The sequence below is a fragment of the Metabacillus hrfriensis genome, assembly GCF_030127205.1.
Lineage (GTDB): Bacteria > Bacillota > Bacilli > Bacillales > Bacillaceae > Bacillus_P > Bacillus_P dongyingensis.
The window spans coordinates 2,188,880-2,201,109 of the sequence record NZ_CP126116.1 but is presented as its reverse complement, the minus strand read 5'-3'; the positions used below and the strand labels follow the sequence as shown (position 1 = coordinate 2,201,109).

The 12,230-nt window shown below is 41.9% G+C and carries 14 protein-coding genes; all 14 read right to left on the bottom strand.

Annotated elements, in window-relative coordinates; translation table 11 throughout:
* Positions 1-119: 119 nt before the first annotated feature.
* Positions 120-359: a hypothetical protein gene (locus QLQ22_RS10945; RefSeq protein WP_284016611.1), complete on the bottom strand. Its 240-nt coding sequence runs from the start codon at positions 357-359 to the stop codon at positions 120-122.
* A 52-nt stretch (positions 360-411) separates the two neighbouring features.
* Positions 412-1,188: a ribonuclease HII gene (locus tag QLQ22_RS10940; RefSeq protein ID WP_284016610.1), complete on the bottom strand. Its 777-nt coding sequence runs from the start codon at positions 1,186-1,188 to the stop codon at positions 412-414.
* Positions 1,189-1,323: 135 nt separating this feature from the next.
* Positions 1,324-2,181 carry a ribosome biogenesis GTPase YlqF gene (ylqF, locus tag QLQ22_RS10935; RefSeq protein ID WP_223442279.1) on the bottom strand — a complete coding sequence of 286 codons (858 nt, stop codon included), beginning with the start codon at positions 2,179-2,181 and terminating at the stop codon, positions 1,324-1,326.
* 21 nt (positions 2,182-2,202) lie between these two features.
* On the bottom strand, positions 2,203-2,736 hold the full coding sequence (gene lepB / locus QLQ22_RS10930) for a signal peptidase I (protein ID WP_223442276.1): 534 nt from the start codon (positions 2,734-2,736) through the stop codon (positions 2,203-2,205).
* Positions 2,737-2,862: 126 nt separating this feature from the next.
* Positions 2,863-3,207 carry a 50S ribosomal protein L19 gene (rplS, locus tag QLQ22_RS10925; protein ID WP_223442272.1) on the bottom strand — a complete coding sequence of 115 codons (345 nt, stop codon included), beginning with the start codon at positions 3,205-3,207 and terminating at the stop codon, positions 2,863-2,865.
* A 165-nt stretch (positions 3,208-3,372) separates the two neighbouring features.
* Positions 3,373-4,104: a tRNA (guanosine(37)-N1)-methyltransferase TrmD gene (gene trmD, locus QLQ22_RS10920; protein WP_223442268.1), complete on the bottom strand. Its 732-nt coding sequence runs from the start codon at positions 4,102-4,104 to the stop codon at positions 3,373-3,375.
* Positions 4,101-4,625, bottom strand: a complete 525-nt coding sequence (rimM, locus tag QLQ22_RS10915; RefSeq protein ID WP_284016609.1) for a ribosome maturation factor RimM — start codon at positions 4,623-4,625, stop codon at positions 4,101-4,103. The genes trmD and rimM overlap by 4 nt, the downstream gene beginning before the upstream one ends.
* 12 nt (positions 4,626-4,637) lie before the next feature.
* On the bottom strand, positions 4,638-5,018 hold the full coding sequence (locus tag QLQ22_RS10910; protein ID WP_223442259.1) for a YlqD family protein: 381 nt from the start codon (positions 5,016-5,018) through the stop codon (positions 4,638-4,640).
* Positions 5,019-5,111: 93 nt separating this feature from the next.
* Positions 5,112-5,342, bottom strand: coding sequence for a KH domain-containing protein (locus QLQ22_RS10905; RefSeq protein ID WP_223442256.1), 231 nt, complete (start codon positions 5,340-5,342; stop codon positions 5,112-5,114).
* A 10-nt stretch (positions 5,343-5,352) separates the two neighbouring features.
* Entirely contained in the window at positions 5,353-5,625 is a 273-nt protein-coding gene (gene rpsP, locus QLQ22_RS10900; protein ID WP_070877225.1) for a 30S ribosomal protein S16, read from the bottom strand.
* Positions 5,626-5,719: 94 nt separating this feature from the next.
* Positions 5,720-7,063 (bottom strand): signal recognition particle protein, encoded by a 1,344-nt coding sequence (ffh, locus tag QLQ22_RS10895; protein ID WP_284016608.1) that lies wholly within the window; start codon positions 7,061-7,063, stop codon positions 5,720-5,722.
* Between the two features lie 12 nt (positions 7,064-7,075).
* Positions 7,076-7,408, bottom strand: a complete 333-nt coding sequence (locus QLQ22_RS10890; protein ID WP_223442250.1) for a putative DNA-binding protein — start codon at positions 7,406-7,408, stop codon at positions 7,076-7,078.
* A 180-nt stretch (positions 7,409-7,588) separates the two neighbouring features.
* Complete coding sequence (gene ftsY, locus QLQ22_RS10885; protein WP_252208614.1) at positions 7,589-8,575, bottom strand: signal recognition particle-docking protein FtsY; 987 nt, start codon at positions 8,573-8,575, stop codon at positions 7,589-7,591.
* A 14-nt stretch (positions 8,576-8,589) separates the two neighbouring features.
* The gene (gene smc, locus QLQ22_RS10880) at positions 8,590-12,156 is read right to left on the bottom strand and encodes a chromosome segregation protein SMC (protein WP_284016607.1); all 3,567 of its coding nucleotides are present in this window, start codon (positions 12,154-12,156) and stop codon (positions 8,590-8,592) included.
* Positions 12,157-12,230: the final 74 nt, after the last annotated feature.

Here is a 12,230-nt window from a genome sequence, read left to right as displayed (position 1 = left end):
TGCATGCTGCAATAATTGCTGAAGGTCTTTTCTGGATATCCCAGGGTTCTCCCGCAGCACCAGCTGCAAGAAATCAGCATGCTCTTTTATTGTGGCAGCATTTGATTCCGTAATGAGTTTCAAAATAAATTGCGGTGCATTGAAGGCACTTCCGGGTAATCTGCTTTGGACAGCATTTTCAGAAGAACAGAATTGCCCTCTTTACTGGATTTAACCTCAAACCAATTAGTCCCTGAAGATGGAAGGCTGCTGTCTATCATCGCCTTTAGTTTAGAATCTCCAATTTGTATGACAGCAAGGTCACCGCTTTTTTCAAGGATCTTTCCATAAACGATGCTGTTCCTCCTGAATGCAGGCATTTCTTCTTTTTGAAGGAGTATCTGCCTTTTACCTGCAATGATTTTTTGCTCCTTATTTACAAAATGCCATTTCTTTCACAGGAGAAAAGCTCTTGCGGTGATAGTCTGTTACACCATTCTGATTTAAAGCTTCAAGATGCGCCTTTGTTCCATATCCCATATTATGATCGAACCCGTACTGGGGAAATTTCTGTGCAAGCTTTTTCATGATTCGATCCCTGGTGACTTTTGCCACGACGGAGGCCGCAGCGATGCTCACGCTTCTTGCATCCCCTTTTATCAATGATTCTTGAGGGATCGGGAGGGCAATCTCCATCGCATCAATGAGCATATACTCAGGCCGCACAGCGAGCTCATCTACAGCCTTCAGCATTGCAGCTTTAGTAGCCTGATAGATGTTCATCTCATCAATTTGGGCAGGTGATATCGTCCCGATTCCATAAGCGACAGACTCACTGACGATTGTCTCAAAAAACAGCTCTCTTTTTTCTGCGGACAGTTTTTTGGAATCAGTTAACCCTGGCAGGAAAAAATCTTCAGGAAGGATAACAGCCGCAGCCACAACAGGTCCTGCCAGCGGACCGCGTCCGACTTCATCAATTCCGCATATATATTTATAGCCCTTGTCTCTTGCCTGCCGCTCAAATGTCATCATGTCTTCAAACATCTGCTTATCTTTTTTCTTCTGTTCAAATTCGCGCATCCATTTTTCGACCAATTTTTGTACGCTTTTTCGTTCATCTTTTCCGCATTCAAGTAAAAAAGGGTCGTCTGTATGTTCGATTTGAACCAATTTTTGCCTGATTTGCTCAGTTGTTTGTTTGTTCATGGAAATCACAGCCTTTATTTATCAGTATGTACAATACAATAGTTCAAGAGTTGAGTTCATTACCCTGGACCTATAATTCATCATTCTTCATTTACAAAAAAAATAAAGACGCGCCAAATAGCGAGTCTTCTTTTCTTATTGCTGAATGCTTTCTGTCGTTTCAAAGCTCAGGCGTCCCAGTTTTTCAGAGCGGATTTCTCTCAAGAGAAGCTCGGATGTTTTATCGTAGTCCACCCAGCCGCCAGACATGATGCATCCTCTTTTTTTCGCTACAGCATCAAAAAGTTCTACCCGATCTTCAGGGATTTCCTCAAGTGCATATCTTTCTTTAAGCCGGTTTGGATACTTCTCGCTTAAAAATTCCAATGCATATAACGCAACTTCCTGAAGGTTTAAGATAGCATCTTTTATAGCACCTGTAGTTGCTAGCTTTAGCCCGACAAGCTCATCTTCAAATTTAGGCCATAAAATTCCTGGAGTATCAAGCAGCTCAAGTTCCTTTCCTACTTTTACCCACTGCTGGGCAGTAGTGACTCCCGGACGATCTCCGGTTTTCGCCATATTTTTCTTTGCCAGACGGTTGATAAGCGTCGACTTTCCGACATTTGGAATGCCGATAATCAATGCGCGAATCGCTCTTGGTCTAACCCCTTTTGCAGCCAGTCTGTCAAACTTTTCTTTCAGGACTTCTTTTGACATCGAAACAATCTGTTTCATGCCGGTACCAGTTTTTGCGTCTATCGGCAATGCGTGAATTCCCTGCTCTTTGAAATAGGCAAGCCATTGCTGTGTCGCCTTCGGATCAGCCATGTCAGCTTTATTCAGCAGCACAATTCTCGGTTTGCTCGATATAATTTCATCAATCATCGGATTTCTTGATGATACTGGAATTCTCGCATCTACAAGTTCAAAAACAATATCTATTAACTTTAATTTTTCGGTTACTTGACGTCTTGCTTTGGCCATGTGGCCGGGAAACCATTGGATAGTCATGCTTTCACCTGCTTTATTTCTTTACTCAACAAATCGAATATCATTTAATGGCCAGTAGATCAGACTGGTTTTTCCCATAACCTCATCTTTGGATACCGGTCCGATATGGCGGCTGTCTTTGCTGTATCTGCGGTTATCACCCATTACAAACAACTGGCCTTCAGGAACTTCTTCAACTGTAAACGGTTCTGTTAAAGGTCCGTCAATTAACGTGTTTTTATACTCATCTAAATAAGGCTCTTCATAGGCTTTTCCGTTAATGTAGAGCGTATCATCACGATATTCTACACGGTCTCCCGGAAGTCCAATGACTCTTTTGATGTAGTCCTTTTCTTCGGTTGCATGAAAAACGACAATATCAAACCGCTCCGGTTCACCTATTTTATAGCCAATCTTATTAACTATCATGCGGTCCTGATCGTGCAGGGTAGGCATCATGGACAATCCATCCACAACAATTGGTGCAAATAAGAAATATCGGATTACGGCTGCGAGTATTACTGCAATAGCGAGTGCTTTGATCCATTCAAACAACTCGCTCTTTTTTCGAGTCATCTTTTTAGCTCACCTTCTCATACACGTTTTTGTCATGAATCTTTTATAGTCAGCTTTTTTAAGCCATTGTTTACATTAAGAAAAAGGGCTTGTTCAAAGTAAACAAGCCCTTTTTGGTACGAACGATTATCGAATTTCTTTAATACGAGCCGCTTTACCGCGTAATTCGCGCAAGTAGTAAAGTTTCGCACGGCGTACTTTACCGCGACGGATAACTTCTAACTGTGCGATTTTAGGTGTGTGAACTGGGAATGTACGTTCTACGCCTACCCCATAAGAAATCTTGCGAACTGTGAAAGTTTCGCTGATTCCACCACCACGACGCTTAATGACAACACCTTCAAAAATCTGAACACGCTCACGAGTTCCCTCAACAACTTTAACGTGTACACGTACAGTGTCTCCAGGACGGAAAGCAGGAAGATCAGATCTTAATTGTTCTTTAGTGATATCTTCAATTAGTTTTTGCATCGTTTTCAACTCCTTCCAACAGATGCTCATTACAAAATAAATCATGCAGCGGAACACCGTTTTAGTGTGATGAGCGCCAAATGCCTTTCAAGGAAAAACACTTTATAGGCAACCAAATCACAAGAAACATCATATCATATCGAATCTTCTCATGCAATACTGCATTTAGCCTTTTTTAAATTCTTCTATCCACTTTTTCTGCTTGTCTGATAGATCGAAGGAGTTAAGCAAATCTGGTCTCCTGTCAAAAGTCCGGCGAAGCGATTCTTTTTCCCGCCATTCATCAATTTTAGCATGATTGCCGGAGATTAAAACATCCGGAACCTTCATCCCGCGGAAGTCAGATGGACGAGTGTAGTGAGGATGCTCCAGGAGCCCCGTGCTGAAGGAATCGAGCACAGGTGAGTCCTCATTGCCCAAAACGTCTGGAAGCAGCCTGACGACGCTGTCAGCGATAACCATTGAAGCAAGTTCTCCGCCGGTAAGAATAAAATCTCCAATCGAAATTTCATCCGTTACTAAATGCTCTCTGATTCTCTCGTCATATCCTTCATAATGTCCGCAGATAAAAACAAGATGCTCTTCCTTTGCCAGTTCCTCTGCTTTTCTCTGGTTGTAGGTTTCACCCTGTGGGCATACAAGAATAATTTTAGGGGCAGATGCACTTTCCTTTTGAATATCTTGTACAGCATCGAATATAGGCTGCGGCTTAAGAACCATGCCCGCTCCTCCGCCATATGGATAGTCGTCAACAATGGAGTGTTTATGGTCAGAGTAATCTCTGAAATTAGTTACTTTAAAGCTGACGGCACCTTTTTCTTCCGCTTTTTTCAAAATGGAATTGCCGATTACTCCATGAAACATTTCCGGAAAGAGAGTTAAGAAGTCAATTCTCATTCGTCAATTAGTCCTTCCATTAATGAAATAACAATGCGCTTTTCTTCAATATCAATTTCCTTAACAACGTCGTCAATGAAAGGAATTAACGCATCCTTTTTGTTTTTTCTTTTGACAATCCAGACGTCATTGGCCCCTGTTTCCAGAATTTCTTTAATCGTTCCAATTTCCTCTCCGGCGTCAGTTAAAACAGTACATCCTATAATTTCGTGAAAATAATACTCACCCTCATCAAGATCTGTTAACTGGCTTTCAGGGACTTTAATAAGAGAATTTTTATATTTCTCGACATCATTAATAGAAGCATGCCCTTCAAAGGTTAGAAGATCAAATGTTTTATGAAAACGATGTGTCTTTATTTTTACTTCTACAGGCTCTTTTTGTTCAGATTGAAAGAGATAAAGAACGTTGCCTTTCTGATATCGTTCTTCAGGAAAATCGGTCGTTGATAAAATTCTGACTTCTCCTTTTACACCATGAGTATTTACAATCTTTCCTACATTAAACCATTTTTCTGTCATTCCCATTCACCTCTAGCGTATTTCGACTACAATACCATCTTTGATTACAATCGTCTTTTCCTTTATAAGATCATCCCAGCGGTCCCCGACATGAACCTCCAGAATGGCGTTCATCTCTTTTTCTTTTATTTCGCTTCCAAGCGGCAGGGTATGTATTTGCTGTATTTGAAAGTCGGCTATTTTTATTTTATCCATCCGCTTAGATATTTCCCGCTGATATTGTTTGCGCATTTCTTCTGTCTGATTCGTTTTTTCTTTTTTCTTGAGCTGAAAGGCGAGCTGATCAATTTCCCGTTCCAGCTGCTGTTTGGTTTGCATGAAATGATTTAAAAGCTGTTCCCTGCTCGTTTCTGTCAATATTTGTTTGACACTAACTGTCTGGAAGATTTCCATCGCCATTCCTCCGGTAAGCTATTCTAATAACAGAGATATTCATCACTTTCATTGTACAAAAAAAGAGGAGGTTATACCTCCCCTTTTTTTTGCTTAATCATTAATTTCCAGCTGAACTCTTTTTTTAGAGTTAGATCCTGCTGCGTATACAACAGTCCGAATCGCCTTCGCTATCCGGCCGTGTTTTCCAATCACCTTGCCGATATCATCTTGATGTAAGGTTAATTCGTAGACAATTTGATGTTCACGTTCATTTTCTACAACAGACACATCTTCAGGATGGTCAACAAGCGGCTTCACAATCGACTCGATTAACTCTATCATCGTTTCAGCCTTACTTGCTGTGTTTAGCGTTATGGAATTTTTCCATAATGCCTTGGTTTGAGAACAAGTTGCGAACTGTGTCAGATGGCTTTGCACCATTTTGCATCCATTTAAGAGCAAGCTCTTCGTTGATGTCAACGATTGCCGGGTTAGCAACTGGATTGTAAGTTCCAACTGTTTCGATGAAACGTCCATCACGTGGTGAACGAGAATCTGCAACTACGATACGATAGAAAGGAGATTTGTTAGCTCCCATGCGTTTTAAACGAATTTTTACTGCCATTTTATAAAGCACCTCCGAAAATATTTCAACAAGATAGTATGATATCAATGAAAAAGCACTTTGTAAAGTGTTTTTTCTTAACACCTAAAAATTGTTACATAAACGGAAATTTCATTCCGCCTTTTTTCTTCCCTTTTGACATGCTCGTCATTTGCTTCATCATCTTTTTCATGTCCTCAAATTGCTTTAAAAGACGGTTAACTTCCGGTACGGTCGTTCCGCTTCCTTTTGCAATTCGTTTTCTGCGGCCAGAGTTGATGATTTCAGGATGCTGTTTTTCTTCCTTTGTCATCGAACGGATGATAGCTTCAACAGAACCAATCTGTTTCTCATCGACTTGAGCATTTTTTAAACCTTTAATTTTGTTGGCGCCAGGGAGCATTCCAAGAAGCTCATCAAGCGGCCCCATGCTGCGGACTTGTCCGAGCTGTTCGAGGAAGTCGTCAAATGTAAACGAAGCAGTCCTCATTTTTTGTTCGAGTTCTTTTGCTTTATCTTCATCCACATTGGCCTGTGCCTTCTCAATCAATGTGAGAACATCGCCCATTCCTAAAATACGGGATGCCATGCGTTCTGGATGAAATGCTTCAATCGCATCCAATTTTTCTCCAAGACCAACGAATTTAATCGGTGTTTGGGTAACAGATCTGATGGATAGTGCAGCCCCGCCTCGAGTGTCACCGTCAAGCTTTGTGAGGACAACGCCTGTTAAGCCGAGCTGATCATTGAAGCTTTGCGCTACATTTACGGCATCCTGTCCGGTCATTGCATCAACAACGAGGAAGATTTCATCAGGTTTTGATAATTCTTTTACCTGCAAAAGCTCATCCATCAGTGTTTCATCAATATGAAGACGGCCTGCTGTATCAATCAGAACGTAATCAAGATGCTCTTTTTTTGCATGTTCAATCGCCTGCTTGGCAATTTCAACAGGACTCACTTGATCACCCAGGGAAAAGACAGGCATATTCAGCTGTTTTCCAAGCGTTTCAAGCTGTTTGATGGCAGCTGGACGGTAAATATCTGCAGCGACCAGAAGAGGATTGCGGTTATGTTTCTTTCGAAGCAGGTTCGCAAGCTTTCCTGTTGTCGTTGTTTTACCGGCACCTTGCAGTCCAACCATCATAATAACGGTTGGGGGTCTGTTGGCGACGGCAATTTTGCTCTGCTCGCCGCCCATTAAAGCGGTCAGCTCTTCTTTAACCACTTTAATGACCTGCTGGCCAGGAGTTAAGCTTGTCATAACTTCCTGCCCTACTGACCGTTCGCTTACTTTTTTTACGAAATCTTTTACGACTTTAAAGTTAACGTCTGCTTCTAGAAGCGCTAAACGCACTTCACGCATCATTTCTTTTACATCAGACTCCGACACTTTGCCTTTGCCGCGGATTTTTGCGATTGTATTCTGCAGTCGGTCGGCTAATCCTTCAAATGCCATACATGCCGCCTCCTAATCTAATTTCTCCAGCGCCTCAATCAGCGTCAAAAGTGAACGTTCATGATCAACCTTGAACGCTGCAGCTTTTAATTGTTCAATCAATTGTTGACGCTCTTGAAATTTTCGAAAAAGCAATAGTTTGGTTTCATATTGCTCTAACATTGCCTCAGTTCGTTTTATGTTATCATACACGGCCTGCCGGCTAATGTCGTACTCTTCAGCAATTTCTCCCAAGGAGTAATCATCAAGATAATAAAGCGACATATAGCTTTTTTGCTTTGGTGTTAACAACGATTGATAAAAGTCAAAGAGATAATTTACTCTCGTTGTTTTTTCAAGCATCACTCAGCGTCTCTCCTTTGTTAAGGGAATTGCCTTTACAAGTCATTAGTTTACAAGCTATTGAATTCCATGTCAAGTTTTTTTCTTAACACTAAGCGAAAAGCGGAAGCGCCCGTTTAGATTTGAAATAAAAAAACTGTCTCAGTGGCCGTATTCACGGCTTCATGAGACAGTTTTATCTGTTTATGCTTCTTCTACTAAATCAGCAAATAGTCCATATACATACTGTTCTGCATCAAATTCCTGAAGGTCATCCATTTTTTCGCCGAGGCCGACATATTTCACCGGTATGCTCAGTTCATTGCGGATAGCAAGGACGATTCCGCCTTTTGCTGTTCCATCAAGTTTTGTCAGGACAATACCTGATACATCTGTTGCCTGAGAAAATTGTTTCGCCTGGACCATGGCATTTTGACCTGTTGTTGCGTCAAGGACGAGCATGACTTCATGCGGGGCACCAGGGATTTCACGTTCAATGACGCGCTTCACTTTTTCGAGTTCTTTCATAAGGTTTACCTTATTTTGCAGGCGTCCTGCCGTATCGCATAAAAGAACATCTACTTTTCTGGCTTTTGCAGCCTGAACTGCATCGAACATAACAGCAGCTGGATCTGAACCGGCTGACTGCTTGATCACATCCACTCCTACGCGCTCTCCCCATACTTCAAGCTGTTCAATCGCACCGGCGCGGAATGTGTCACCTGCAGCGAGCAGGACGGACTTGCCCTCACTCTTAAGTTTGTGTGCGAGTTTGCCGATCGTCGTTGTTTTTCCGACACCGTTTACTCCAACAAACAAAACGACGTTTAATCGGCCTTCTTGAATATCTAGTTTTGGAGATTCAGCATCGTCTCCTTGATAGATGTCAACAAGTTTTTCTGAAATGACAGAGCGGACATCTTTTGAATCTTGAATGTTGCGGCGTTTAACTTCTGTTTTCAGCTCATCAATCAGTTCCATCACCGTTGAAACGCCAACATCAGCACCGATCAATACCTCCTCAAGCTCTTCAAAAAACTCTTCATCTACTTTACGGTAGCGGGCTACAAGGTTATTTACCCGTTCTGAAAATGAGACCCGTGTTTTTGTCAGGCCGTCTTTAAATTTTTCTGGTGAAGAATCCGGCTGCTGCTGTGTAAATTTCTCTTTTAATTTTTTAAAAAAACTCATTCAGCTTCTTCCTTTCATCCTGATTGCACAAATTCTTTTGTTTCTTCCAAGCGGACCGATACCATTTTAGACACGCCTGACTCCTGCATGGTGACTCCATATAGAACATCAGCATCTTCCATCGTGCCTTTGCGGTGGGTAATGACGATAAATTGTGTGTCTTTGCTGAATTTCTTCAGGTATTGAGAAAATCTGTGGACATTCGCCTCATCAAGCGCTGCTTCAACCTCATCCAGTACGCAAAATGGCACGGGACGGACTTTTAAAATGGAGAAAAGCAATGCGATTGCCGTTAATGCACGCTCTCCGCCAGATAAAAGACCCAGGTTTTGAAGTTTTTTGCCTGGAGGCTGAGCGACAATATCTACTCCTGTGTTCAGCAAATCATCCGGGTTTGTAAGTCTGAGCTCTGCACGGCCGCCGCCAAATAACGCTTGAAAGACAGACTCGAAATGAGATCTGATTTGGGTGAAGGTATGATGAAATCTCTTTTTCATTTCTTCATCCATTTCACCTATGACCTGATAGAGAGTGTCTTTGGCTTCTTGAAGATCATTGCGCTGATCAGTCAGGAAATGGAACCGTTCTGAAACCCTCTCATATTCATCGATCGCTCCAAGGTTGACAGTTCCAAGCTCCTCAATCGCAAGCTTAATAAGTTTTACGCGCTTGCGTGCCTCACCTACATCAAGCTCCAGAACATATTTTTCCTTCGCCGCTTCAAATGTAAGCAAGTATTCCTCGCGCAAATGATTTAATCGATTATCAAGCTCTACATCAAATCGATTTAATCTGACCTCTTCATCTTTTAAAAGATCTGAAAGCTGCTTGTGCTGCCTATTTAATTCTTTTACTTCCCGTTCAGAAACTTCAAGCTGATCCTGAAGTTTCAGGCGCTGATTCCGTCTGACGGAAATCAGTTCAATCGTTTTGTTTTTGTCCTCGCGTTTTTGACGGGCTGTTTCCTCCAATTTTTCCTCGCCCGAGAAATTGGAATTCATTTCATCGTGCAGGAAATTTAAATCTTCCCGTGCTTCAGTCAGTTTCTTATGCTGATTATCAAGCTCAAGCTTCGTCAGCTCTGCTTTTTCAAGCTGGTTTTCGAGTAATTGCTTTTTGCTTGCTAAAACAACTTTTAGATCTGTTATTGCGTTTTGAACTTCTTCTTTTGAAGATTGCTGAGTAGTTTTTTGAGCTGATAATTCGGCAATAAGCTCATCCAGATGCCTCATTTTTTCCATAGAAGCATCCAGCTGTACTGCAAGCTCTTCTTTCCGCTTTATCATTCTGGCCTGTTCATCCTCATATGATTCTTTTTCAGCATCATAAAGAGAAAGATGATTGTTAACATTCTTCTCGTTCATTTCCATCTCTCTCAGTTCGGACCTCACTGCCTGTGTTTCAATCCTCAGCTGTTCCCCTTTTTCTCTTTGAACATCTAATTGCTGATCCTGAGCTGAAATCGAATGCTTCAGTGATTTCACATCTTCTTCCAGCTGAGTTGTTTTATCGCTCATTTCTCTGCATTGCTTGTCAATCGTTTCTAATTCTCGGCTGCGGCTTAAGAGTGAATTGTTTTTTTGCTTGACTGCTCCGCCTGTCATCGATCCTCCAGGATTTACGACATCTCCGCCCACTGTTACAAAGCGAAAACGGTAGTTTAGCAGTTTAGCAAGTTCATTTGCACCCTTCAAATCTTCTGTGACAACGACTGTGCCGAGCAAGTTAGATACAGCCCTCTGATAGCGGGGGTTAAAAGAAACCAATTCTGAGGCAATACCTTTAAATGCACTGTGGCTTCTAAGCATTTGAAGATCATGCGCTGAAACGGTGCGTTCCTTCATTACGGTTAATGGCAGAAAAGTGGCCCGTCCAAACGCATTTTTCTTCAGATAAGAAATGGCTGTTCTTGCAGCTTGTTCGTTTTCAACCACCACATGCTGCGCAGCACCTCCAAGGGCAATTTCTACAGCTGTTTCAAATTGCTTGTCCGTAGTTATAAGCTCTGCAATGGCGCCATGAATGCCTTGGAGCTGATTGCGCTGCTTCAGCACTTCCTTTACACCCTGGAAAAAGCCTGCGTAATCCTCCTGCATGGCCTCAAGCATTTCTTTGCGCGACTTCGTCTGCTGCAAATATTGATAAGCTTGATAGAGAGACGTTTCTCTTTTTTGATAGGCTGCTTTATCCTTCTCTAATTTTGCCTGTGCAGCACGGAAGGTTTTAATTTGTTCATCCAGCTGAGCTTCAAGTAAAGAGAGCTTTGCCTCAAGTCTTCTCTTTTTCTCTTCAATCTCATTCCGCTCGTTAATGTATTTTTGATTCGCTTCTTTTAACCGGCCGGTTTTCTTTGTTTGCTGATCCATTTGATCATCTATGTACGTCATTTCATTTCTTGCCTGGGCCTGCGCATTCAGCAAATCAAAATATTCACTTTTAAGAGATTCGATTTTCTCTTCAATGTTTTGATCGTACGTTGACAGCAGTGTTTGTTTTTCCTGCAGCTGCATTTTAAGATCGCTGACTTCTTTTTGAAGCTTTTCCAATAATGCTGACTGAGTTTTCTTTTCATTTTCAAGAGCTGACGTGCGTTCAGATGCTTCTTCGATTATTTTTTGAAGCTGTGATTTATTCTGATGGGCATTTTTTTTTCGCTCTTTAAGCACCTCTTTGCGGCCCTCAAGCTTTTCAAGGTCCTCACTTGCCAGGAGCAGCACTTGCTGAAGATCGTTTATAGATTCGTCTAAAGCCTGTGACTGATCTCTGATTTGTTCAATTTCAGCCTCTTTCTTTTGAACAGAAGCGAACAGACTGCTTTCTTGCTGTCTTCCATTCTCTACAGTCACTGATAGTGACTCCCATTTTTTATGCAGCTCTTCAATTTCATAAACAGTGAGTGCTACTTCAAATTGCTCCAGCTCTTCTTTTTTCTCAAGAAAATCCTTTGCAATCGATGCCTGAATTTTAAGCGGCTCAACCTGGCCTTCAAGCTCATGGAGAATATCTTGAACACGATTGAGATTTTCCTGCGTTTCCGCCAGCTTGAACTCAGCTTTTTTCTTTCGTGTTTTATATTTTAAAACACCTGCCGCTTCTTCAAAGATGCTGCGTCTTTCCTCCGCTTTGCTGCTGAGGATTTCTTCCACTTTTCCTTGGCTGATGATTGAAAAAGCTTCTTTGCCAAGACCGGAATCCATAAAAAGATCCACAATATCTTTCAGCCGGCAGGACTGATTGTTTATATAAAAGTCACTTTCACCGGATCTGTACACTCTTCTCGTAACCGATACTTCATGATAATCAATCGGCAGAAACTGATCTTCGTTATCGAGGGTCAGAGTAACCTCCGCCATATTTACGCCTTTTCTCGAGTCACTGCCGGCAAAGATAATATCCTCCATTTTCGTTCCCCGGAGAGATCGTGCCGACTGCTCGCCGAGCACCCATCTGATGGCGTCTGTTATATTGCTTTTCCCGCTGCCGTTGGGTCCGACTACTGCGGTCACGCCTTTTACAAAATCAACATTCACACGCTCTGCGAATGATTTAAATCCTACTATATCCAAACGTTTGAGGAACATTTAGGATCCTCCCTACTATTCTTTAAAATCAACCATATTCTATCATAATTCAGGCCAGTTTGTTTGAAAAGATA

What these genes read in the sequence shown, in the direction of transcription:
- lepB (WP_223442276.1), bottom strand. Translation starts at nt 2,736, where the DNA reads ATGACTCGAAAAAAGAGCGAGTTGTTTGAATGGATCAAAGCACTCGCT.
- rpsP (WP_070877225.1), bottom strand. Translation starts at nt 5,625, where the DNA reads ATGGCAGTAAAAATTCGTTTAAAACGCATGGGAGCTAACAAATCTCCT.
- QLQ22_RS10905 (WP_223442256.1), bottom strand. Translation starts at nt 5,342, where the DNA reads ATGATAGAGTTAATCGAGTCGATTGTGAAGCCGCTTGTTGACCATCCT.
- trmD (WP_223442268.1), bottom strand. Translation starts at nt 4,104, where the DNA reads ATGAGAATTGACTTCTTAACTCTCTTTCCGGAAATGTTTCATGGAGTA.
- rimM (WP_284016609.1), bottom strand. Translation starts at nt 4,625, where the DNA reads ATGACAGAAAAATGGTTTAATGTAGGAAAGATTGTAAATACTCATGGT.
- ylqF (WP_223442279.1), bottom strand. Translation starts at nt 2,181, where the DNA reads ATGACTATCCAATGGTTTCCCGGCCACATGGCCAAAGCAAGACGTCAA.
- QLQ22_RS10940 (WP_284016610.1), bottom strand. Translation starts at nt 1,188, where the DNA reads ATGAACAAACAAACAACTGAGCAAATCAGGCAAAAATTGGTTCAAATC.
- ftsY (WP_252208614.1), bottom strand. Translation starts at nt 8,575, where the DNA reads ATGAGTTTTTTTAAAAAATTAAAAGAGAAATTTACACAGCAGCAGCCG.
- rplS (WP_223442272.1), bottom strand. Translation starts at nt 3,207, where the DNA reads ATGCAAAAACTAATTGAAGATATCACTAAAGAACAATTAAGATCTGAT.
- smc (WP_284016607.1), bottom strand. Translation starts at nt 12,156, where the DNA reads ATGTTCCTCAAACGTTTGGATATAGTAGGATTTAAATCATTCGCAGAG.
- ffh (WP_284016608.1), bottom strand. Translation starts at nt 7,063, where the DNA reads ATGGCATTTGAAGGATTAGCCGACCGACTGCAGAATACAATCGCAAAA.
- QLQ22_RS10910 (WP_223442259.1), bottom strand. Translation starts at nt 5,018, where the DNA reads ATGGAAATCTTCCAGACAGTTAGTGTCAAACAAATATTGACAGAAACG.
- QLQ22_RS10945 (WP_284016611.1), bottom strand. Translation starts at nt 359, where the DNA reads ATGCCTGCATTCAGGAGGAACAGCATCGTTTATGGAAAGATCCTTGAA.